This window comes from Pantoea wallisii, from assembly GCF_002095485.1.
Classification (GTDB): domain Bacteria; phylum Pseudomonadota; class Gammaproteobacteria; order Enterobacterales; family Enterobacteriaceae; genus Pantoea; species Pantoea wallisii.
In genome coordinates this window covers 84,819-109,785 of sequence record NZ_MLFS01000008.1, presented here as the reverse complement: position 1 = coordinate 109,785, position 24,967 = coordinate 84,819, and the positions used below count along the sequence as shown (strand labels likewise).

The 24,967-nt window shown below is 53.7% G+C and carries 14 protein-coding genes and 1 pseudogene; 8 read left to right on the top strand and 7 right to left on the bottom strand.

Annotated elements, in window-relative coordinates; translation table 11 throughout:
- Positions 1-1,466 (top strand): GNAT family N-acetyltransferase (locus HA48_RS04935; protein WP_139807975.1); only part of this gene is annotated, 1,466 nt, incomplete at its 5' end.
- A 73-nt stretch (positions 1,467-1,539) separates the two neighbouring features.
- Entirely contained in the window at positions 1,540-2,235 is a 696-nt protein-coding gene (gene ypfH / locus HA48_RS04930) for an esterase (RefSeq protein WP_128600036.1), read from the top strand.
- Positions 2,236-2,308: 73 nt separating this feature from the next.
- Here ypfH and HA48_RS04925 read toward each other — a convergent pair whose 3' ends face one another.
- From HA48_RS04925 to HA48_RS04915, 3 genes are read right to left on the bottom strand one after another with little or no spacing between them, the layout of a single operon-like run.
- The gene (locus HA48_RS04925) at positions 2,309-2,497 is read right to left on the bottom strand and encodes a YpfN family protein (protein WP_128600035.1); all 189 of its coding nucleotides are present in this window, start codon (positions 2,495-2,497) and stop codon (positions 2,309-2,311) included.
- A 23-nt stretch (positions 2,498-2,520) separates the two neighbouring features.
- Entirely contained in the window at positions 2,521-3,648 is a 1,128-nt protein-coding gene (gene dapE, locus HA48_RS04920; protein ID WP_128600034.1) for a succinyl-diaminopimelate desuccinylase, read from the bottom strand.
- Position 3,649: 1 nt separating this feature from the next.
- Complete coding sequence (locus tag HA48_RS04915) at positions 3,650-4,018, bottom strand: ArsC family reductase (protein WP_128600033.1); 369 nt, start codon at positions 4,016-4,018, stop codon at positions 3,650-3,652.
- Positions 4,019-4,411: 393 nt separating this feature from the next.
- Between HA48_RS04915 and ypfM the strand changes: the two genes are divergently transcribed.
- Entirely contained in the window at positions 4,412-4,471 is a 60-nt protein-coding gene (gene ypfM / locus HA48_RS22910) for a protein YpfM (RefSeq protein WP_128600039.1), read from the top strand.
- 625 nt (positions 4,472-5,096) lie between these two features.
- Here the strand turns inward: ypfM and HA48_RS04900 are convergent.
- The 3 genes from HA48_RS04900 to HA48_RS04890 form a co-directional block, all read right to left on the bottom strand.
- Positions 5,097-5,486 (bottom strand): M15 family metallopeptidase, encoded by a 390-nt coding sequence (locus HA48_RS04900; RefSeq protein ID WP_128600032.1) that lies wholly within the window; start codon positions 5,484-5,486, stop codon positions 5,097-5,099.
- Between the two features lie 5 nt (positions 5,487-5,491).
- Positions 5,492-5,794, bottom strand: a complete 303-nt coding sequence (locus tag HA48_RS04895; RefSeq protein WP_158086958.1) for a phage holin family protein — start codon at positions 5,792-5,794, stop codon at positions 5,492-5,494.
- Between the two features lie 87 nt (positions 5,795-5,881).
- A complete protein-coding gene (locus HA48_RS04890) occupies positions 5,882-6,271 on the bottom strand; it encodes a helix-turn-helix domain-containing protein (RefSeq protein ID WP_128600030.1) in 390 nt (129 codons plus the stop codon).
- Positions 6,272-6,933: 662 nt separating this feature from the next.
- Between HA48_RS04890 and HA48_RS04885 the strand changes: the two genes are divergently transcribed.
- From HA48_RS04885 to HA48_RS04865, 5 genes are all read left to right on the top strand, one after another.
- Complete coding sequence (locus HA48_RS04885) at positions 6,934-8,583, top strand: Tc toxin subunit A (protein ID WP_128600029.1); 1,650 nt, start codon at positions 6,934-6,936, stop codon at positions 8,581-8,583.
- 161 nt (positions 8,584-8,744) lie between these two features.
- The gene (locus HA48_RS04880) at positions 8,745-14,210 is read left to right on the top strand and encodes a Tc toxin subunit A-related protein (protein ID WP_128600028.1); all 5,466 of its coding nucleotides are present in this window, start codon (positions 8,745-8,747) and stop codon (positions 14,208-14,210) included.
- A gap of 207 nt (positions 14,211-14,417) precedes the next feature.
- A complete protein-coding gene (locus HA48_RS04875; protein ID WP_158086957.1) occupies positions 14,418-18,572 on the top strand; it encodes a SpvB/TcaC N-terminal domain-containing protein in 4,155 nt (1,384 codons plus the stop codon).
- Positions 18,573-18,679: 107 nt separating this feature from the next.
- Positions 18,680-21,079 (top strand): RHS repeat domain-containing protein, encoded by a 2,400-nt coding sequence (locus HA48_RS04870; protein ID WP_128600026.1) that lies wholly within the window; start codon positions 18,680-18,682, stop codon positions 21,077-21,079.
- Positions 21,080-21,094: 15 nt separating this feature from the next.
- Positions 21,095-21,577: a hypothetical protein gene (locus tag HA48_RS04865; RefSeq protein ID WP_128600025.1), complete on the top strand. Its 483-nt coding sequence runs from the start codon at positions 21,095-21,097 to the stop codon at positions 21,575-21,577.
- A 187-nt stretch (positions 21,578-21,764) separates the two neighbouring features.
- Here HA48_RS04865 and acrD read toward each other — a convergent pair.
- A pseudogene (gene acrD / locus HA48_RS04860) lies at positions 21,765-24,880 on the bottom strand (multidrug efflux RND transporter permease AcrD).
- Between the last annotated feature and the right edge of the window lie 87 nt (positions 24,881-24,967).

Here is a 24,967-nt window from a genome sequence, read left to right as displayed (position 1 = left end):
CGCCGCGGCAGCAGGCGCATATCCTTGAGCAACTGCTGGCGATGCCCGCTGGCGTAGCGGTGATCACGGCCGCGCGTGGCCGGGGGAAATCGGCGCTGGCCGGCATGCTGGCGCGCCATCATGCGCGTGCACTGGTTACCGCGCCGGCCAAAGTGTCGACTGCTGTGCTGGCAGCGTTTGCCGGTGATCACTTTCACTTTATGGCGCCGGACGCCATTCTGGCCGCGCCGGAGACGCCACAGGCAGAGTGGCTGATTGTGGATGAAGCGGCGGCCATTCCGGCACCGCTGTTACAGCAGCTGGTGCAGCGTTTTCCGCGCGTATTATTGACCACCACGGTGCAGGGCTATGAGGGCACCGGGCGCGGATTTATGCTGCGCTTCTGCGCGACATTGCCGGATGTGCGCCATTTCCAGCTCGATGAGCCGCTACGCTGGTCTGTGCACGATCCGCTGGAGCAGTGGCTGAGCCGGGCACTGCTGTTTGAGGATGCGCAGGCGTGTCCGCAGCAGGACGATGTGGTGCTCTTCCCTGCAACGCCGGAGCAGCACCTGAGCGAGCTGCACGCTGGCTATCGTCTGCTGGCGAGCGCGCACTATCGCACCTCGCCGCTCGATTTGCGCCGGCTGCTGGATGCGCCCGGGATGCATGTCTGGCTTGCCGCGCAGGGGGGCGCGGTGACCGGCGCGTTGTGGCTGGTGGAGGAGGGCGGACTGGATGCCGCGTTAGCCCATGCCGTCTGGGCCGGATGGCGGCGCCCGCGCGGCAATCTGGTGGCGCAATCGCTGGCGGCGCATGCCGGCTTTACCCGGGCGGCTACGCTGCGTTCGCTGCGCATCAGCCGGATTGCCGTAGCTGCAGCACAACGCCAGCGCGGTTTGGGCAAAGCACTGGTGCGCGCTGCCCGGCAGCAGGCGCAGGGCTGTGATTACCTGTCGGTCAGTTTTGGTTATACCGAACCGCTGTGGCAGTTCTGGCGCGCCTGCGGTTTTACCCTGGCGCGCATTGGTTCGCAGCGTGAAGCCAGCAGCGGTTGCTATGCGGCCATGGCGATGCTGGCGCTTACGCCAGCTGGCCTGCAGCTGCAACAGCAGGCGGCGCAGCGACTGGCGCGTGACGGACACTGGCTGCGGCAGATTATCGACCTGCCGCAGCAGCTGAACGAGACGGCAGATCAGCGGTTAAACGCTGACGACTGGCCTCTGCTGGCCGGATTTGCCTGGGCGCAACGCCCCTTTGAAGCCAGCTATCCCGCCCTGCAAAGGCTGGTCAGGCACGCCCCGTCGCCTCTGTTACAGGCGCTACTTGTGCAAAAACAAGCGCTGAGTGAAGTGGCCCACCAGAGGGGGCTGGGCGGGCGTAAGGCGCTCATGCTGCAGCTGCGTGCTGAGGCGGCTGCCGCGCTCACGCAGCTGGATGCCAGCGCAGCGGTGCACTGGCAGCAACGGCTGGCATCATTGCAATAAATCCATTATCTCGTTCAAATTTTCCCAATATCACTCTGAGACCAGCGGCGTATAGTGATGTAAGGAGGATCTTATGGCACTACATTATGTGATTGTTCAGCAGCCGGCTAACCCCGCGCAGCTGTTTCTGCTGTACCACGGCGTTAACGATAACCCGAATTCGATGGCGCAGATTGGCAGCTGGTTCGCCAAAGCGTTTCCTGAGGCGCAGGTTGTCGCGGTTGGCGCGCCCCATGCCGGCAGTGCGCCGCAGGGGCGCCAGTGGTTTGCGGATATCCCGGCACACGACCGCTCCGAGCAGCAGGGCGTGAATGCCGTAATGCCGTCGTTCATTGAGTCGGTCCACCACTGGCAGCAGGCAACGGGTGTGCGTCCGGAAGCGACCGCGCTGGTGGGCTTCTCACAGGGCGGCATGATGGTGCTGGAAGGGGTGAAAGCGCAGCCGGACCTTGCCGGACGTGCGATTGTCTTTAGCGGGCGCTACGCCACGCTGCCGGAGCGCGCCACTACGCGTAATACCATTCATCTGATTCATGGGGATTATGATGAGCAGGTGCCGCTACAGCACGCACAACAGGCGATGCAGCGCTTAACCGCGCTTGGCGGTGATGTGACGCTGGATATCGTGGACGATTTACCGCACGCCATTGATGATCGGAGCATGCAGCTGGCGCTGGATCATCTGCGCTACACCGTGCCGCGCCGCTATTTTGATGAGGCGCTCAGCGGCGCGAAGCCCGGCGATGATGATGTGATCATGATGATATAGCTGGGTGGATTACGGCCTGCGTCAGGGGCGCTCTGCATAGCGCCCCTGTGTTTTGCAATATATCTGGCCGTGATTACTTCTTCTTCGGCCAGTCGTCTTCATCGTCCCACTTATCGTTAAAGTCGCGATGCGGCGGCAGTTCCGGTTTGTTATCCATGTATTTTTTATGATCGATACGTTTCAGGTCTTTGTAAACGTTCATCAAAATACCGACCATCAGCAGGATAATCAGCACCCACCAGTACTCTTTTAACCACTCCATGACACGTCTCCTTTTGCGTAAGATCAGGCGATCAGCTGTTCCATAATGCGTTGGTACATGCGGCTCAGCAGCTGCAGATCTGATGCTTTCACACACTCATTAATTTTATGAATAGTGGCATTCACCGGGCCCAGCTCCACAACCTGCGCGCCCATACGGGCAATAAAGCGTCCGTCTGAGGTGCCGCCGGTGGTTAACAGCTGCGGCTTGATCTCATTATAGTGCGCGACGGCGTTAACCACGGCATCAACCAGATTGCCGCGTGATGTCAGGAAGGGCTGCCCGGAAACATTCCACTCCAGCGTATAGCGCAGCTGGTGACGATCCAGCAGCGCCGCGACGCGCTCTTTGATCATCTGATCCGTCAATTCAGTGCTGAAGCGGAAGTTGAACTGTACAAAAAACTCGCCCGGAATCACGTTGTTGCTGCCGGTGCCGGCCTGCACATTTGCAATCTGCATGCTGGTTGGCGGGAAAAATGCGTTGCCCTGATCCCACTCAGTGGCGACCAGCTCATTGAGTGCCGGCATCGCGCGGTGCACCGGATTGTCCGCCAGATGCGGATAGGCGACATGACCCTGCACGCCGTGAATCGTCAGATTCGCGGTCATTGAGCCGCGGCGACCATTCTTCACCACATCGCCAACCACTTCCGTACTCGACGGCTCGCCCACCAGGCAGTAATCCATGCGCTCGTTGCGCGCCATCAGGCGCTCAACCACTTTCACCGTACCGTTCACCGCGCTGGCTTCTTCATCAGAGGTAATCAGGAACGCCAGGCGGCCCTTATGGCGAGGATGTGCGGCAACAAAGCGCTCGGCCGCCACCACCATGGCCGCCAGCGAGCCTTTCATATCTGCTGCGCCGCGACCAAACAGCATGCCGTCCCGGATAGAGGGTTCAAAAGGCGGGCTGATCCAGCGGTTCGCGTCACCCGGCGGCACGACGTCGGTATGGCCGGCAAACGCCAGCGTTTCGCCCTGGCCGCGCGTTGCCCAGAAATTAAGCGTATCGCCGATGTGCATCTGCTCAACCTGAAAGCCGATCGCTTCCAGGCGCGCAATCAACATGGCCTGGCAACCGGCATCATCCGGGCTGAGAGACGGGCGACGTATAAGCTGCTGAGCCAGCTCAATGACCGGACAGAACATGTTAAGACTTCTCCTGAATAAAGGCCTGATAAAGGGAATCATTAAAACCGACCAGCAGCTCGCCACGCGGTGCCGCCAGCACCGGACGTTTGATTATCGCCGGCTGTGCCAGCATCAGCGCTTTGGCGCTGGCGGCATCGTTGATGGCTGCACGCTCCGCTTCCGGCAGCTTGCGCCAGGTGGTGCCGCGCGTGTTGAGCAGCGCCTCGTAGCCCAGCCGATCGATAAAGTGCTGCAGCAGTGCGTCATCAATGCCGTCACCGCGATAGTCGTGAAAACGATAGTCAATGCCAGCCGCGGTTAACGCGTTGCGCGCTTTTTTAATCGTGTCGCAATTTTTAATGCCGTACATCACCCACTGCGCTGCCATCACTTCTTCCCATACTTAAAAATTAGAGCGCGAGTTTACCATAGCCGCATTACCACGGTGAAAATTGCGCTAAACCCCATGCATATTTCATGACTTTTTCTCTGCCATAAATTCCATTAATTAGTACCAGAAAGCGCTTTCATTAACGCAGGAAATGATACCTTTCGGCATCATCAGCTAACTAAGGATTATCCTAAAGTGCAATTTCGTGCTACTGCATTTAAGAAGTGACTTTTTCCTGTCGCTTTAAAGGGTTGCTGAAATGTGCGTCAGCAATCAGATCCGAAAGATTGAAGCTTTTATACGCTTTTGCCGATAGTGATAAGAGGTGGAAACGTATTCACCTACAGAAAAAAACGGCGTAATATCGCCACTACAATAAGAGAGGGTATTATGGTTGAACTCGAACTGGGGAACTGGAAAGAATTCATCGAAGCGATGTTACGCAAGTAACGCGTGAAGAGAAAAGCAGGGCAATCCCCAACTTGCTGTTATTCTTACCACACACAACAATAAAGCCGCCACGGTCACCCCTGGCGGCTTTTTATTGACACTAATCCTTCGGCTTCTCCCGCAGCGGGAAGCGACGCCGCACCAGCACAAAGAACAGCGGCACAAAGAAGTCACCGCTGAAGTCATCCGGAGTAAGCGCTGGATTTGCCGTGCGCCAGAGTGCATCACATAGCTACTGGATTGTAGGTAATGTCCTCCCTGCCGTGGCCGACTGCGTTACCCGCACAGAATCTGCTATCAATAATTCACCCCGGGCACACTGCTTCAGCACATTTTTCCAATGGAAGGTATAGGGTAAAAAGTCCTGCCATTTTGGTATTGTTACTTTTGGCAGCGGCGCTAAAGGCAGTAAGTGGGGCGGAAAAGAGGCATCGTCTCCTCGAGGTACGTGTTGTGTACAGCCGGATAACGCTAAGGCTGAGAGGCTAACAAGTATGATATGACGGCATGAAGATCTCAAAGATTTTAATTTATTCATTACAATACCTCTTAATTAACATATTCTTTTAGGTCACGTTGAATACGTATGCTTCTGGTCGTTCAGTTAATTACGTAATAATTAATCTCAGGGGTAGGTTAACCGGCAAAGCTCATAATGAGGGCCATCCTTGAAATTAATCCAATCGCCGCCCCACTTAACGGGGATATTTAATTCAACTGCAGAGACTTTCATGGCGCAGGCGACGTGCTCGAAGGCACGCCAGTTTTCCCAGGGGATCTGATTATTAATTAAAGGAACAATATCGACGGCGTGTCCGGTTAAATGTCGGCTGCGCAGCGTCTGACTCTTACCATTTCTGACAAGCTGGCGCTGCCGGGCCATGTTTCTCACACCCTCAATCACCCGAAAGTCAATGGATGTCAGAGTTAGCGCAAAGCGAACCACGCTAATGAGATCCTGATGAACACCATTTAAATTTTTTTCACTTATAGCGCTTAATTTATAATGTGTCATGCTCTTCACCTAAGATGTTTGGAGACCAGGTTTTGTAAGATTAAAATGACTGAGCCACCCATCGAACCAAATAGCCCTGACATAATTAATGTCATGTGTTCGGTGAGCCCAATTTCAGAACTGATTAACCCTCCCATTAATCCTGCAAAGCTGGAAATTAAGATGTTGCTAATGATATCTGAAGATTTGATTTTATTATCAGGCGACTTCTTGTTGAGGATGTAGTTGACTAGCCCTCCCCATGCTGATATTCCACCAATCAAAAGCCAGAGTAGAGCCTGGCCCTCTTCAGGATTTAGTAAAATCATCACCTCTCCCCATGTCATTTTAATCAGCAACAATGTGGCAACATCTTACAGCGGTGTCGTGTTAATAAGGATTAATAAGTGCGGTAACTACCTTTTTTCAGGCTGGCTTTTTGTCGGATTAAAAAGGAACTGAATCACATCCAGTAGGATTCTGATAAAATGATTACGATGTTCCAGAATGAAGATTTTTTTCTCTGTCTTGAGTATGCATCCTCGTTTAAATGAGGCACAGATCGTTACCGGTACACCGGCCCTCTTTAATTTATCTCTGACCCTGAAGGCTAATTGAGACAGATTGTTCTGAACAATAATATCTGAGCGATCTCCCCATATGTTAGCGATAACCATTTGAGAATCAAGGCGTTGGCCCTGCTGCTGGATCATGATAAGAAAAAACTGATGCTCCTTTGGCGTGAAGGAAACACTCTTGCCGTTATAGTAAATAGCGGCCTTTTCGATATCAGAAAAAATAATCATATAATGACTCCTTGTCCTTTTATTGATAAAGACTATTCTTGCATGCAGCTTAAAAGATAAAAAGCTCTTAAAGATTAATTTTGGTTTAACTATGACTTAAGTCTTATTACTGGTATTTTGTTAGCGATTATAAGTTGTTGTTATGTTGGTTTGGGAAAGTGATATTCAAAGGTTAATGACAATATTTGCACAGTTTTAGCTCAGTAAACGTGAGCCTGAAGAGTGAGTTTCACTCCGTTTTATCGTAAGGTTGTTACTGCTTCTATTAATTGTATTAAATGTAATGCTAATGGTTTCTCCTTACGCTTAATGCCTTATAGAGGAAATTTCCTGCTTACGGACGGTAATTAATTCACAGGCGGTAAAAATAACAGGGTTTAAATATTGCTGTTATTTATTGCGGCATTGTTTTCATCTTTGTTTGGTTAATGCAAATGCAAGAGTAATGCTTTTTAATTGGGGTTTTGTTTCGAGTGTTGTTAAGTTTTGCGTGCTCAGAAAAAAGCGGACTTTTATAGATGTATGCCTGAACGCAACCAGGTCACGTTGCTTTATTTAGCTATAGCGTTCTGCTGATAAGCATCCTTTTAAATTTCATGTTTTTGATTCTGGGTTTCATTAACAGGTACCTACCTAATCTCCATCAATAAACAGGATTGTTCATGCGCAAAATAGCTAAACAACACTTGAAAGACGTTACACAGCGTGCCGGTGTGCACTCTGCGGCCAGTGCCGGCCTGCTGTCGTTGCCAGAGTTCGCAGAAAAGATGGATAGCAGCGCTGCTGAAAATGATGTTCATAACGCCTGGCTGGAAGCCCGCAAACAGCGAAACGACTTACTGATTCTGGAAAAAAATGTCCTTACACGTGGATCGCCGGTATTACCTAAGGCGGTTCGCCTGGGATTACGCCATCCTGAAGTTAGTTTGCTGGATTATGAAGAGTGGTTTCAGCGACAGGTAAAATATGCGAATCCTGGCGATATCAGCTCAGTATTTTCACCGGCAGCCTATCTGGCTGAGATGTATCAGGCCGCACGCAAGCTCTATCCTGAAAAATCGCGCTGGAATATTGATACGCGTCGTCCCGATCTTGCTGAGCTGGTACTGAGTCAGAAGCATATGGATGAAGAGGTGTCTGCGCTGCAGTTGTCCAATCAAATTCTGCTGCCGCACGTGCGCAAGCAGCTGGTGGAGCAATCGCTGCTGGATGAGAAAAACACGCACTCAGATGATGCCGTCCTGCAGGCGCTGGCTAAAGACATGCGCAGTGTGAATACCCCGTGGCACTACCACTATGCCCGTCTGCGGCAGAGCATTTTGCAAAAAGATCCAGAGTTAAAAAAATTACTGGCTGCATCTGAAGTTACTCAACATATAGGTGGCGGCGCGCGTTCGGCACTGCACTTCAACATTGCGCCTGCAATGCATCAGTTGCTGACCGAAAAGCTCACGCAAAGTAATGCTCAATTACTGTATAAAAAATACTTTTCTGCTATGGCACCCGAGCAGTTCCTTAACCCGAGATTTATCAGGGATTGGTACAGCCTGACTGATGAAGAGATGCAGAGGTTTCATCTGATGGAAGAACTTAACATTTACCAGAACGGCACAATGACCACTGTCATTGATAACATCTTTTATCGCGTTACGCTTACCCGGCACACCAATAATGATTCCATAAAAGTTTATCCCTTATCGAATAGTTCATTAAAGATTGAAGGAAGTACTGGCTTCAAAGCCTCTTCGAAAGGTTATGCACTTTGTCCGGGATACACGGCGACGAATCCAGCAATCAGATGGAAGAAGGATCAAAAAAAGTACAACGACAATCAACCTTTCAGTATTACTCTCAATATGAAGGATGCAGAGGGCGCGCATGCAGGTTCCACTTTCAAACTTAATGGACCGGACTCACTGCGTATTGGTAAATGGTGGCCGGGCACCTCTAGCATTGACGGAGAGTTTAATGTTGTTGAATGGAATAGCGTTTCATTGGGATCCATTGAGCTATACGCCCTTAAACTGAATAAAGCGATTCGGCTGTACAAAGCCACGGGCTTATCACCGCGCGAACTGGAAGACATTTCAGAGAGCGTTAGCGCTGATCTAACCATCTCTGAAGAGACGCTGGCGCTGCTGTCGCAAATTGCCGTTTTAACCCAGCGCTATGCTATTCCGCGTGAAAGTGCACTGATCATTGCCGGCGGGAATATCTCGTTAAAACCCGGGGAAAGCGGTATATCGCATTGGGATCGCCTGTTTAACTCAGCAGAGCAGGGCGGAAGCTATTTGGGCCTTCAGACAAAATAATCAGTCTGCTTCCTGACAAGGCCGGTGAAGACGCAGATATCAAAGCTATCCTCAAACGTGCCCTGCAGACCGATGATTACGGGCTCTACTGCCTGAAGCAGATCCTGAAAAAAAGCGATCCGCAGGCCAGCCTGCAGTTATCGCAGAAGATGGTTTCCGGCATGTATGCGCTGAGCCTGTGGGCGAAATACCATGGGCTCAAGCCTGCCGAACTGCAGCAGATTCTGGAACTGCTTAAGCTGCCGGCAGATTTTGCCTCCGCGAAGAAAAATGTCTGGCAGGGGATGCTGGAGAGCCTCTACCGTACCACTTGCTGGCTACAGCAGTACCGCTGGGATCTCACCGAGCTGTTTCTGCTTACCCGGCCGGAAAATCAGATCGCGGCAGGAAGTGAGATCGTCACTTTCCTGCGTCAGCTGCGGGACTTTATCCTTGGCGCGGGGCAGGTTGTCGCGAAGGATCAGATTATGCGCCTGGCACCTTTCATTAGCGGTGCGTTTGCCCTGAGCAGTGATACTGTGGCAGAGATGCTGCTTATCTGGGCCGATGAAACGCAACCCGGCGGCTGGAGTATCAACACCGCCTGGGCCGAGCTGAGCAAAGCAGGCGGCACAGAGGATAGCCGTGCCACTGCCTTCGCCTGCGGTCTCTCACAGATGGTACTGTTTTATAAAAAAACAGGCTTACCTGTTACCTCTTTGGGACTGTTTGTGAAAAATCCCCGACTACTGGGCCCGGAAGCCGCTTCGGGAAACAGGTCGGTACTGCAACGCAGCCTCTACAGTATCCGCATGGCGCAACATTTCGGCCACTGGCTGAGAACCTTGCCGGCGCCTGACGAAGCCACCAGCCTGCTGGTAACCGCATTTTCCGGAAAGGGCCTGACGGCGGCGCAGCTGGCCAGCTTAACCGGTTCCAGCGTGATGCTGATTACCCAGGCCATGCGCCGGGCATATGAACACAAACTGCTGCTCTCTGCAGAGACTATTGGCAGCTATGCTGAAATCCGTATGGTTATGCAGTGGGTTGAGGTGAGCGAGGCGTTCAGCGTAACGCCCGAGATGTTTGGCCAGCTGCTGACCACCAATTTTACCCATTATCGCGGCGACGCTGACCCGGCAACTGACTGGCAGGCGTGGCAGCAGTTAGCCGATGCGTTCGCCGCAGGGCTGACGCCAGTCGAAGCCCGGGTAGCTGAAGGCATCGTGCAGGAGGAGTGCAGTGCAGCGCTCTGCGGCTTTCTGCTCAACAGTGACAGCGATTTTGGCCACTTCGTTACTAATCGTGAGGGGCTCTATCAATATCTGCTGGCGGACAACCTGAACGGTGCGCAGCTGAAAACGTCACGCATTGCCGATGCCATCAGCGCCCTGCAGACCTTTATCCACCGCACCCTGACGGCTCCTGAAGCCCCGTCGGTGCTGGACCGGGCTGCTCCTGCCGACCAGTTTTTCCTGGAGTGGCAGCGCTGGAACTCACGTTACAGCCACTGGCAGGCCTACCGCAAGCTGATGTACTTCCCGGAGAATTACATTGATGCCACCACGCGCCTTGGTCAGACGCGGATGATGGATGAGATGCTGCAGGCGCTGGGCCAGGCGCAGATCAATGAAGATACCGTAGGTGACGCCTTCATGGGGTATTTAACCAGTTTTGAAGAGGTGGCAAACCTGACAACCTTCTGTGCTTATCATGATAATCCCGATCCGAAATCAGGAAAGACCTACTTTATCGGGCATAGTCAGGCGGGTACTCGCGAATACTGGTGGCGTACCGCAGATGAAGATAAACGGGATGACAGCACTAAATTTTTGCCGGCCAACGCCTGGTCTGCCTGGGAGAAAATTAACTGTATCCCGCAGGTCTGGAATAACTGCCTGCGTCCGGTGGTCTATAAATCCCGCCTCTATCTCATCTGGATTGAGATGAAAGCAACCAAGGATATAGGGGATGATGGGAAACTTCGTGATGTCTGGAGTTGGCAACTGAAAGTTTCGGGGCTGCGCTATGACGGTAACTGGCAGGAGCCGGTGGAGCGGGATATTACCGCAGCGATGTGGGCGTCCGGCATTGACCTGCACTATAACAAATATCAGGATATCGGCTTTTACGCCGCGACCTGGAGAAGTACGGAATCCATCATCATTTCACTTTATGAAATGAATCCCACAGATGAGGAAAAGCGGAAGAATATTGCATGGACCGTGGGCTCGGATATGGCCATTCAACCCCATAAAGTAAATTCAGAGCTTATGCTGTTGCATAAAAACAAACAGCTGGTATCGACAGGTTATCACCCGGTGATTAATGAATTTGTCGGGGCAAGAGTGGTGCCGGAAAGTAACTGGGAAAGTAATAATAACACACCTGACTATTTTGGTACGTTTGAGCTTGAGCTGCAATCGATTGATACGCCTACCAGTGAAGATGATAAAACGTACACTCTTGATATTCAAGTTCGTACCAATATTAAGGGCTATGATTATAGTTATATATCACCTGCCAATAGATTAGTTGAATATTTCCCGCAGCTTAAGGGTTATACCGGAAGGGCTAGCTTTATCTATCAGGGGGTGGGTTCTGATGGTATGCCAGAATTAATGATTGCATTAACTGATAATAATGAAGTCTATTTTTTACATAAAAATTATATGGGTTTTAAAAACTGGCGAGAGTGGTTTTATAAATATCCTGATAAGACTTTTTCTTGCCCTCTCACGACTAAAGAAATTAATTCAAAAGTTATTGTTCACTATGGCACTTTGAAAGTTAATGATAAAGATGCATCTGTAATTAAGAGAGGTATGGAAAGCGGTTATAGGTTGATTGATTTTAAAAGTCAGGATTTTAAAAATTTACGTATAAACTTGACCACGAATAGAACCAGGAAGAATCGGTGCATTAATTTCGATGACAACTTGTTAACCACGGTAACGAAAGATCGCCTTATGCTTCAGCTGGACGGAGGCAATTCCGTTACTGCCAGTAGCGACTGGGAAGTCAATAATAACTGGACCGGCGTTTTTAATTTAAAGGTAACTAATCTGGCTGTTAGTGATTGGGGAAAAGATTATCACCACCATAAAATTAAATTTAAAATTAATAAATTCCATAATGAACCTGCTCGCGAATATACCGTTAAGGTTAAGCGCCAGGGAGCCACTGTCTTTCCTGTTTCGCTGCACGTCAGTGAAACACAGGGCGCCCAGTACATGAAATATGGTGATGAAAAAGCTCACCTGACTCGCCTCAACACCCTGTTTGCCAGTGAGCTGACGCGGAAAGCCGTTACCGGCATCGCTACCATTCTGAACTGGGCAACGCAAAATGAGACGCCAGAACCTGACATGAATGGCAGCGGTAAAGCAAAAATGGACTTTACCGGGGCCAATGGCATCTATTTCTGGGAGTTGTTCTACTACACGCCGATGCTGGTGATGCAGCGCTTCCTGCAGGAGGAGCAGTATGACCTCGCCGAGCACTGGCTGCAGTACGTCTTTAACCCGGCGTATATAGAGAACCTGAATCGCAGCGAACGCATCTGGAACGTTCGGCCGCTGCATGAGGATACCAGCTGGAACGATCGTCCGCTGGAGTCTTACGATCCGGACGCGGTGGCGCAGAACGATCCGATGCACTACAAGCTCCACGCCTTTATGCGCCTGCTGGATATTATTATCAGCCGCGGCGATGCAGCCTATCGCAAGCTGGATCGTGACGCACTGGCCGAGGCCAAAGTATGGTACTCGCGGGCGCTGAATCTGCTGGGTGACAGGCCGTGGATTGAGCAAAATAGCGGCTGGCGCAATCCGCAGTTAAAAGAGATTAGCGATAAGGCGCGCCAGCAGGCGCACATGGATAATCTGAGCGCGCTGCAGGCGGGTGAGCCGCGTCCGCACGTACTACAGGTGGCAGGTGAAGTGGCCGGCAGCCATTTCAATATGGAAGTCAACGCCGCCATGCTGGCCTACTGGGACACGCTACGCCTGAGGATGTTTAACCTGCGGCACAATCTGTCCATTGACGGTCAGCCTCTGAACCTGCCGCTGTATGCGCTTGCTGCGGATCCTAAAGCGCTGCTGGCCGCTGCCGTAGCCGCGGAAGCCGGGGCGGGCGCAACGCTGCCGCAGATCAATACCACCCCTGCGCTGCGCTTTACCCCGCTGCTGGAGAGCGCCCGCAATATGGCATCTCAGCTCATACAGTTTGGCAGCAGCATGCAGCAGATTTTGCAAAGCCATGATGCTGCGGCGATGGCGCAGTTGCTGAACGAGCAGGGGGCCGATCTGGCGAACAGCAGCCTGATATTACAGCGGCAGACGCTGGATCAGCTTGCTGCTGAGCGTATAACCCTTGATAAAAACCGCGAAATGATTATCGGCCGCCGCGATCACTATGCCGCGCTGTATGAGGAGAATATTAACGCGGGCGAACAATCGGCCATGGATTTGATTGCCGCCTCAAACGCACTGTCGACCGGGATCAAGCCGCTCTACGTAGCAGCAGCAATAGCCGGTATGGCCCCCAATATATTTGGCTTCGCGGCGGGCGGTATGAAGTATGAGGGGCCGCTCAGAGCGGCCGGTGACGCCATCGAAATCTACTCTTCGGCACTGCAGATGACCGCGAACCGCATCGGCCAGGAGGAGCAGTATCGCCGCCGTCGTCAGGAGTGGGAGATCCAGTACAAAACCGCAGATAAAGAGCTCGGCATGCTTGAAGCACAGTACGCGGCGCTGGAAACGCGCGTGACGGCGGCAAACATGCTGTTAACGCAGATGGAGATGCAGAGTGCGCAAGCCAGCGCGCAGCTTGAGCTGCTGCTGGGGCAGTTTAGCGTGAAGGGAACATACAGCTGGCTGCGTGCCCGTCTGGCAACCATTTTCTATCAATACTATGACCTGACGGCGTCCTGCTGCCTGATGGCGGAGCGAGCCCTGCAGTGGGAGATGGGCGATACCACAACCTACCTGCGTACCGGCACCTGGAGCGGCGCCTGGGCTGGTCTGATGTGTGGTGAAGGGCTGATGTTGTCGCTGGCGCAGATGGAGATGGCATGGATGAAGTACCAGAAGCGCGAGCTGGAAGTGACGCGTACGGTATCGCTGAAAACCTTCTTTAGCAAACTGCAGGGCGAAAACGCGTTCAGCCTGCCTGAGGTGATTAACGCATTGCTGAATAAAAAGCCGGTGAATGCCGGGAGTGGAAAAAACAAGGCCGAGCTGAATCAAAACCAGCTGGCCGTGCACTTCAACCTGAAGGATCTGGGCCTGACGCAGGATTTCAGCGGTAAAACCTGCCGTATACGCAGCCTGGCGGTGACGTTACCGGCACTGCTGGGACCGTATCAGAATATCCGGGGTCGGTTGTTTACGAATAGCGGCGTCGGGAAGCTGCCGGTTGGCTGCAATGAGATCGCGCTCTCTCATGCGTTACAGGATAACGGTCTGTTCCGCGATAACCTCAATGATGGCCGCTCGGGAGCCCGCTGGCTGCCGTTTGAAGGCCTGTCTGTCGACGATGATAGTGGTATGACGCTGAGTTTTCAGGGCGCGCTGGATGACCAGAAAACGCTTCTGGAAAGCCTGAGCGACGTGATCATTCACGTGCAGTTCACCGCAAATTAACAGGCCGGGCGGCTGCTCATCCCGATCGGCCGCCTTTTTCTACACAGCAAGCGCGTGCGCGCTGTAAAGACTGAAAAAGGATTTCTGATGAACACAATGCAAACTACTTCTGAGCCCGCTTCAACGCCGACGCCTGACCGCGCAGGACCCCTTTTTACGCCGCCTTCATTACCCAAAGGGGGCGGGACTGTATCAGCAGGAGGCGGAATGTTATCCGTGGGTGGGCCCGATGGCGCTGCCGGCTGGTCGCTCCCTTTACCGACCCCCGGCGGGCTGAAACTCTCTCCGGCGCTAACTCTCTCTTATCACTCTGGCGGCGGCAACGGGACGTATGGCGCCGGCTGGGACGTCTCTCTTCCTGGTATTTTCCGCATGACCCGCTTCGGCGTCCCACGCTATACCGCAGACGATCGCCTGGCGGGGCCGGACGGTGAAGAGATTTTGCCCGATAACACCGCATCGCGGCAGGAGAGCGGATTGCCGTTCGGCACCGACAGCGTAGCGTATACCGTTACTCGCTGGGTAGCACGTAGCGGGAGCCGCGCCGATACGCTGGAACACTGGGTAGAAACGGCGGCACCAGCGTCGCCAGGGGTATGGGTGCAGTGGCATGCGGATGGCAGCCTGTCGCTCTTTGGCCGCTCGGCAACTGCCCGACTGGCAAACCCGCAGGATGCCTCACGCGTGGCCGGCTGGTATCTGGAACTCACCGTCAATGCGCTGGGTGAAAAGGTGCTGTATCGCTACGGCGGTGAGTCTGACGACGGGCTTAGCGCAGAGGAGAAACGTCAGCATCCTCACGTCAGCAATGTTTATCTCAGCAGTATCTGGTCAGGTAACGTTGTCGCTGACGATAAACTGAGCGCCCGGGAGGAGGACTTTCAGGATGTGACAACCTTCTGCTACCGGCTACGCTCAGATTGCCTCTCCTCCTGGCGTTACGGTTTTAACGTGCGCACCCGGCGGCTGTGTGAGCATGTAACGGTTTCACGCCGGCCCACACCAGGTGCCCCTTTGTCACCGATAACCCGTATGGAGTTCAGCTACGTATCAACCGGCCGCACCAGCGAACTGGTATCGGTGGCGGTGCGTAACCCGGAGGTTGAGACGTATCCGCTGCCGCCGGTTGAGTTCGCGCTCAGCCAGCCGGGGAGCCAGCAGCCTGGCTGGGAGCCGGTACCCGCCCTTAATGGATTCTGTCCACCAGGATGGCAAATGGCAGACCTTTATGGTGAAGGATTGCCCGGCCTGCTTTATCAGGATGAGGGCGCCTGGTGGTTTCGGGCACCGCAGCGGGCGAAACCGGGAACAGAGGAGGTCACGTGGGGCAGCGCACAGCGCCTGCCGCAGGTACCGGGTTTGAACCCGGGAAGCCTGGCCGATATTGACGGTGACGGATGCCCTGAGTGGCTGGTCAATGTTGAGGGACTAAGCGGATGCTTTACGCTCTCTCCCGATCAACGCTGGAGCCAGTTTATTCCGCTGGCCGCGATTCCGGCAGAACTGCAGCATCCTTCGGCGCAGTTGGTCGATCTCTCTGGCGGCGGCCTGCAGGATATTGCCATGATTGGCCCGCGCAGCGTCCGTCTCTGGCCCTCTGCGGCGGCCAGCGGCTGGCGCCGTGCCGCTACGGTTGACTATAAAGGTAAACAGCCTTTGCCTGCCGATAGTTCTGAGCAGCGGCTGGTGGCATTTACCGACTTTGCAGGCAGCGGGCAGGTGCAGCTTGCTGAGATCACGGGCGAGGGCGTGACCTGCTGGCCGTCGCTCGGTCATGGCCATTTTGCTGAAGCCATTACGCTGCCCGGCTTTAGCGTGGAGAATTTTGTCGCCAGTCGCGTTTATCTGGGAGATACGGATGGTTCAGGGACCACCGATATTCTCTACGTTGAGCCTGGACAAATCCGCGTTTTTGTTAACCATTCGGGTAACTATTTCAGCGAAGCTGAGCCGATCAGCGCGCCGGCAGGCGTAAAGCTGGATGACACCTGCATAGTGCAACTGACCGATATGCGGGGGCAGGGAACTGCGGAGCTGCTGCTGACCCTGCCGCATATGTCACCGCGCAGCTGGCTATACCGCTTCAACGATGTTCGTCCGTGGTTGTTGTCTGAAGTGTGTACCAACGCTGGCGGCCGCACGCTGCTGGAGTACCGTAGCTCAGCGCAGGGCTGGCTGGATGAGAAAGCCGCGCTGCTGGCTGCCGGCAAGCCTGCTGTCAGCCAGTTGCCTTTCCCGGTGCATATGCTGAGTAAGATCACCAGTATTGATGATATCAGTGGTCTGGTGACGATAAGGAAAATGCAGTATCAGCGCGGGATCTGGGACGGTCACGAGCGTGAATTCCGTGGTTTTACCCGGCTGATCCAGCATGACAGTGAAGTGAATGAACATTGTCAAACGCCACCGATTGAGATCCGTAGCTGGTTCCTGAGCGGAATAGAGGCGTTCGACACAGAAACCTCCGGAGCCTTTGATGCCAGCGATTCGGCTGAAGCACAGTTCTCCCTGCGCCCCCTGCGGTTCACTCAGATAAGTGCCGCAGGTAATGAGGTGGAGTATACGCCGGATGCAGAGACCCGCCGCTGGCTGCAGCGAGCGCTAAAAGGCGCTGCTGTGCGCACCGAGGTTTATGGCCTTGATGGCTCAGCACTTGAGGCGATTCCTTACAGCATCAGCCGTCAGCGCTGGCAGGTACGAGCCTGCGCCACCCGCGACAGCCGTAAACCGGCGGCACTGATTACCTCAATTGAATCACTCAACTTCACTATGGAACGGATTGCCTCCGATCCCGTGGTTTCGCAGTCGCTGGTACTTCAGCAGGATGAATATGGCGGCATCCTGCATCAGGCTGATGTGCGCTACCCGCGACTGCCTTCGCTAATACAGCCTGACGTTTATCCGGACTCGCTGCCGGCGGGTCTGGTCAGCGCAAGCCGTGATGAACAGCAAAATACCCTATGGCTGACGCATCATCGCAATGAAATCTGTAACCTGCGCACCGGCAGTTGCCACTTAACAGGCGTGATCCAGAGTCAGCGCTCGGATATCGTTCAGCTCACGCCCGGTCAGGTGCCGGAAGGCGGATTCAGCGTGGAGACACTGCCCAAGGTTCCGACTGATGCGACGCTGGGCGGGTATACGCGCACCGCATGGTATACGGACGATGAGACAATCGCCGGGCTGCCCACCAGGCAGGCACTGGTGGCCTATACCGAAACGGCCATGCTGGAGCCGGAATCGCTCGGCATGTTCAGCAGCATGATGGGAGAGAGTGAGCTTAACGAACTCCTGCTCCGGGGAGGATACAGACAGATTCAGCTGGATGGGAAAGCGTTATGGAGTGGCAGACACAACCTGGCGCGGTACGGCAGCGCCCGGGCATTTTTCCGCCAGATCGCTTTTCGCCCCAGTGAACTGTCAGGTGAAACGCAGATCGCCTGGCATGAGAATTACCAGGTTATTCACACCCTCAGAGATGCGGCAGGGCTTACGTCCACCTATGAGTATGACTGGCGCACCTGGAGCGTGACAGCCATTACTGACCCAAATGATAACGTGCAGAGTGTGGCACTGGATGTGTGGGGGCGCTTTTCGTATGGCCGCTTCCGTGGAACCGAGTTCAGTATCGAAGAGAATAAAGTGATAGAGACGGGTTACAGCCAGGGCGACTTCACGCCGCCTGCCGACGTCGCCGGCTTTTTGAAGCTGAAAAATATCCCTATTGCCACCGCGCAGCATATCGTTGCAGACAGCTGGATGCCGCTCAAAAGAAACGCGGATGGCAGCATCCCGGGAACAGAGCGTACGGGCGAACTGGCGCTGCGGCGCTTTATCCGGGAGCACGGCCTCCGGGAGATCAATATCCGCGAAGGGTGTGAGCCCGTACATATCATCAGCCTGCAAAGCGATCGCTACGACGATGACCCATTACAAAAGGTGCGCATTAGGATTACCTACAGTGACGGTGCAGGTCGACAGTTGCAAACGTCCGTGTTGAATCCTGCAGGTGAGGCGTTTTTACGCTCAGCCAACGGGGGACTGGTTGTTGATGAAAAAGGTAGGGCGGTTACAGCGCATGCAAATACGCGCTGGGCGGTAACAGGCAAGACGGTATATGACAACAAGGGACAGCCGGTGCAAACCTGGCTGCCGTTTTACCTGAATGATTGGCGTCCGGTCTATGACGACAGCGCGCGCGAAGGTCTTTATGCGGATACTCATATCTATGATGCACTTGGGCGGGTGATAAAGGTAATAAAAGCCGCAGGCTGGGAGCAGCGTACACAGTACTTTCCCTGGTTTACTGTTGCGTATGATGAGAATGATCTGGCAGAGGAAGTCTTGAACCGGCAGGTGTAGAGACAATCACAGCTAAATTTCAGGATTACCACCCTATATAACGTGAACCTGTTGTGTGGCTTTCATACATAGCTCTGATGGCGACACAACATAACCGGGAGCCCCCCATGAATGTATCTCTGTTCAGCAGAACCCCCTCCGTCAATGTATTCGATAATCGGGCTCAAATCGTTCGCGAAATTGGGTATCACCGACATCCGGACACGCCAGATATTACCTGTGAGCGTATTACCCGCCATGCTTTTAACGAGCGTGGATTTCCAGCCCAGAGCGCCGACCCCCGTCTGCACCATGCCGGACATGTGAATTTCAGGTATCTGACGGGCCTGAACGGGGCGCCTTTGCTCACACAGAGCGCTGATGCAGGTACTTCCCTCTCACTGAGTGACGTTACCGGCCAGCCGCTCCTTGTCATCAGTAACATCGATGTTGCGGATGAAAGTACAAACTGTGCCGTGACTAAAAATTTTACTTATGAGGAGAGAACTCTGGCCGGGCGCCTGCTTTCTGTCACAGAGCGTATAGGTGATGAAGCTGCCTGTATCACAGAGCGCTTCGTTTATGGCAGAGGCGGTGTTGAAAATAAGGTGCGAAATCTGGCCGGAGCCCTTGTCTGTCATTACGATACCGCCGGTCTCGTGAAGACGGAAAGCATTACTCTGACGGGGGTACCGAGTTCTGTTACCCGCCGATTTTTAAAGGATACGGATGCTTCGGCCACCATGGCCGACTGGCAGGGGCAGGATGCGTCAGAATGGAATAAACGACTGCAGGTAGAAACTTTCACTACCCGAACGACGGTGGATGCTGCCGGGGAGCCGCTGCTCATTTTTGATGCTAAAGATAACATTCAGCGGGTCACTTATGACGTGGCGGGCAGACTGGCCAGCAGCGGACTAAAACTGAAGAACGACACGGAGAAAATGGTTATAAAATCAGTAGAGTATACTGCTGATGGAAAGAAGCAGCGTGAAGAGCACGGCAATGGTGTAGTGACCACCTACAGCTATTTTGCGGATACACAGCGTCTGGCTGGTGTCAGAACGGAGCGCCTGGCTGGGCATCCCTCTGGCCAGAAATTGTTACAGGATTTGCGCTTTGAGTATGACCCGGTGGGTAACGTAATGCATACCAGTAATGACGCGGAAGAAACCCGCTTCTGGCGTAATCAGAAAATAGTTCCGAAAAACGCATACATTTACGACAGCCTATACCAGCTTGTCAGTGCGACAGGGCGTGAAATGGCTGATGCAGGCCAGCAGAGCAGCCGCTCACCCTTTACGGCCGCTTTTACCGATAGCTCTGCCCTTACCCACTACCTGCGTCACTATAGCTATGATGAAGCCGGGAATCTGACACAAATAAAGCATCATGCTCCTGCTGCCAATAACTGCTATACGAAGAATTTCACGATAAGTAACCACAGCAATCGGGGGGTACTGAGTACGCTTACTGAAAATCCAGAAGAAGTGGATGCGTTATTCACTGCAGGCGGACAACAGTCATGGCTGATGCCAGGTCAGAAGCTTGTCTGGACACATCGTAATGAGTTGCAGCAAGTCACCCCTGTGGCACGCGATGGCGATGCCTCTGACCAGGAGGTGTATCGCTACGATGGCAATAGCCAGCGCGTGATTAAATTGTCCAGACAAAAAAAAGGCAGCACTACACAGACGCAGCGGGTGCTTTATCTGCCCGGGTTGGAACTACGCACCACCACGATTGGAAGTACTGAAACAGAGATGCTACAGATCATTAATATGGGTAAGGCGGGGCGGGCAGACGCGCGTGTTTTGCATTGGGAAAGCGGTTGCCCGGCTGAAATCAGTAATAACCAGATACGCTACGGCTATAATGACCTGGTAGGCAGCGGTACGCTTGAGCTGGATGGTGACGGCGATGTTATCAGCGTTGAAGAGTATTACCCATACGGCGGCACCGCTGTTAAAGCAGGACGTAACCGGGTAGAAATGGATTACAAGATGGCGCGTTATTCAGGGAAAGAGCGCGACGCAACGGGTTTATATTATTACGGTTACAGATATTATCAGCCCTGGGCAGGACGCTGGCTTAGTACTGATCCGGCAGGGACAGTGGATGGGCTGAACCTATATAAAATGGTTATGAACAACCCGGTGACATTCCGGGATAATGCTGGAATGTTTACTGAGCTGGATTGGCAAAATAAGATGGACGCTGCTGCCAAAACTAGGGGCTATACACCAGCTCGCATGAATTTTACAACGCAATATGGAATGAATACTTACTCCAGTTTTAAGGGTGCATCTGACAGCCTTAACCCTTATGGATTAAATCAAAACTGTTATTACTGCACCGCGGCGGCACTAACAAATCAGACCGTCCAGGATTTAGTTTCTCAGACGCAAAATATGCAGCAGGATTCGGCCAGTATAGATGAGATGCTTACTTTAATGATGCGTGTGGGTGTCATGCCGGTATCACGAGAGTTTAATAGCAGTTTCACTGGTGCGGCTGGAGCCTGGTAAGAAACATACGATTACATGGATAAGGCCTTATCGAGTATGGAGGCATTAGGGCTGGCTTACGTGCGTCCGCCGAATACGGCTCAAAATACCTATTCACCCAGCGCCGGACATGTTGTCGTGGTAATGAGGGACTACTCGGGTTCTTTAGGTGTGCTGGATTACCAATCCGGGAACATGAGTGGTATTAATAGCGTAACGCCACCCGAAAACACATTACATCAAAGTTACCATGTCATACAAAAGTATGCGCCGCAAGCGGAAACTGACTGGGGAAAAGCATACGATTTTATGATCGAAAAATCCTCAAAGTGGGGTGCTTCACAGGGAGTGATCGGCGTTGAAGAGAATAATAGTATGAGTATGTATACATATGAAGTGGATGCAAGTAGTGATTTGTATTTAAATACAACCAATCCTCCCAGTCCGTTATTCAAAGATAGGGATCCAAGGGGTGCTTCTGTTACGAGTCCGACATTAAGAATATGGCCATGTATGTAAAGCTAAAATTACTTTCTATAAGTTTATAAGTATCAGGCTTAATAAGCAGGGTACATTTCTTTTCATTAGCTGATAGATGACATTACCTGAATCATTAATAGTTTCACTTTCTCACTGCGGCCTCTTTTTGGTCAGAAGGTGCAACAATAAAGCCGCCACGGTCACCCCTGGCGGCTTTTTATTGACGCTAATCCTTCGGCTTCTCCCGCAGCGGGAAGCGACGCCGCACCAGCACAAAGAACAGCGGCACAAAGAAAATTGCCAGCACCGTGGCCGAAATCATCCCGCCCATTACGCCGGTACCCACTGCGTGCTGGCTGCCGGAGCCGGCGCCGCTGCTGATCGCCATCGGCAGTACGCCAAAGATAAAGGCCAGTGAGGTCATCAGAATCGGACGCAGGCGCTGGCGCGATGCCTCCAGCGTTGATTCCAGCAGTTCACGTCCTTTGCTGTTGATTTCGTTGGCAAACTCCACAATCAATATTGCGTTTTTGGCCGAAAGACCAATGACGGTTAATAACCCCACCTGGAAATAGACATCGTTCTCCAGCCCGCGCAGCCAGGTCGCGACCAGCGCGCCAAACACCCCAAGCGGCACCACCAGCATCACGGAGAACGGAATTGACCAGCTCTCATACAGGGCGGCGAGACACAGGAACACCACCAGTAGCGAAATGGCGTACAGCGCCGGAGCCTGTGAACCGGAGAGCCGCTCCTGATAGGAGCGCCGGTCCACTGGAAGCCGACGCCGAGCGGCAGCTGGCCCACCAGTTTCTCCATCACATCCATGGCTGTGCCGCTGCTGACGCCATTCGCGGCTTCGCCCACGATCTCCAGCGAAGAGTAACCGTTGTAGCGCTCAAGACGTGGTGAACCGGTCTCCCAGCGGCTGGTGGCAAACGCCGAGAAGGGCACCATGCCGCCGCTGCTGTTACGCACGTACCATTTATTGATATCACCCGGCAACATGCGGAATTCTGGCGCGGCCTGCACGTACACTTTCTTCACGCGGCCGCGATCGAGGAAATCATTAACATAGGTTGAGCCCCACGCGGTCGTCAGGGTGTCATTAAGGGTATCCAGCGAGACGCCCAGCGCCTGCGCTTTACGCTGGTCGACATCAATTTGCAGCTGCGGGCTGTCGTCGAGCCCGTTGTGACGCACGCGTGACAGCGCCGGATTGCTCTCCGCCAGCGCCAGCAGCTTGTCGCGCATCGCCATCAGCTGCGTGTGCCCGATGCCGCCGTGATCCTGCAGCTCCATATCAAAACCGGACGAGCTGCCCATGCCGGTAATGGCGGGCGGGCTGCTGGCGATAACACGCGCCTCATTGATCTTCTGAAAGGCTTTGGTTGCGCGGTCAATAATGGCGAACGACGTGCGATCGCTGCCGGGGCGCGCCTCCCAATCCTTTAACCGCACAAACAGGCGCGCCACGTTCTGCCCGTTCCCGCCCGGACCTGCCCCGATAGTGGAGAACACTGACAGCACGTTCTCTTTCTCCTCCGTCAGGTAGTAGTTCTCCACTTTCGCTACCACGCGCGACGTCTGCTGCAGCGTGGAGCCCGGCGGCAGCTGCACCTGCGTCAGGAATACGCCGCGATCCTCCAGCGGCAGAAACGAGGTGGGCAGGCGGATAAACAGAAACGCCATCAGGCCAATAATAGCGAGATAGATCAGCAACCAGCGGCCGCCCTTTACCAGAATGCGCGCCACGCCACGCTCGTAACGGTCAGCGCTGCTGTTAAAGGTGCGGTTAAACCAGCCGAAGAAACCCCGGCGACCATGGTGTTCACCCTGCTGCAGCGGTTTGAGCAGGGTGGCGCACAGCGCGGGCGTCAGAACCATGGCGACCAGTACCGACAGCACCATCGCCGAAACGATGGTAATGGAAAACTGACGATAGATAGCGCCGACGGTGCCGCCAAAGAACGCCATCGGTACAAAAACCGCCGACAGCACCAGGGCAATCCCGACTAACGCGCCCTGAATCTGCCCCATTGATTTGCGCGTGGCCGCGCGCGGTGACAAACCCTCCTCGCTCATGATGCGCTCGACGTTCTCTACCACGACGATAGCGTCATCAACCAGTAGCCCAATCGCCAGCACCATGGCGAACATGGTGAGCGTGTTAATACTGAAGCCGCAGGCATACAGCACGGCAAAAGTACCAAGCAGCACCACCGGGACGGCAATGGTTGGAATCAGCGTTGCCCGGAAGTTTTGCAGGAACAGGTACATCACCAGGAACACCAGCAGGATCGCTTCCAGCAGGGTTTTCACTACGTCTTTAATTGAGGCTTTAACGAACGGGGTGGTTTCGAACGCCACTTTGGCTTCCAGCCCGTGCGGGAAGTAGCGGGAGAGCTCCTCCACGCGCGCGCGTACCAGCTTATCGGTGTTCATTTCGTTCGCGCCGGAAGCCAGCTTGATACCAAGACCGGACGCCGGCTGACCATTGTAACGGCTGAGATAGTCATACTTCTCTGCGCCCATGGCGATATCCGCCACGTCGCCCAGCGTCACAACCGAGCCGTCGGTATTGGTTCTCAACGTAATGGCGCGAAACTGCTCCGGCGTCTGCAGCATAGATTGCGCATTTACCGTGGCGTTAAGCGCCTGCTTATCCACTGCAGGCAGACCGCCAACCTGGCCCACCGCGACCTGCGTGTTTTGCGCTTCAATTGCGCTCACCACATCATCCGTGGTCAGCGCATAGTTAATCAGCTTATTGGGATCGAGCCAGATGCGCATCGCATACTGCGAACCGTAGGCATCCACCTGTCCGACGCCATCAATACGGCTGAGCGGGTCCTGAATATTACTGGCGACATAGTCCGAAATATCCTGTTTATCCATGCTGCCATCGGTGGAGACGAAGGCGATCATCAGGATGTTGCTGTCACCGGTTTTGTTCACCGTGACCCCTTGTGACTGCACCGCGGCCGGCAGTTTGCGCAGCGCACTTTGCAGCTGGTTCTGCACCTGCTGACGGGCTTCATCCGGATTGGTACCGGCGGTAAACGTAAGGGTAATCTGCGCCTGACCGGTGTTGCTGCTGTTAGAGGACATGTACATCAGGTTATCGATGCCGGTCATGTTCTGTTCGATAACTTGCGTAACGGTGTTTTCCAGCGTCTGCGCCGAGGCGCCCGGATAGTTGGCGGTGATGCGCACATTGGGTGGCGCAAGGTCAGGATATTGCTCAACCGGCAGCGCAATGATGGCCAGCGTGCCGCACAAGCACAGCAAAATAGCCAGCACCCAGGCAAAAATGGGGCGGTCGATAAAAAAGTTCGACATGAAACCGACACTCCTCAGCTGCGTATTATTTTACTTTTTATAGAAGAAGCGTGAGGCGCGGGCGGCTTCACGCTGGCGGAGTGCAAG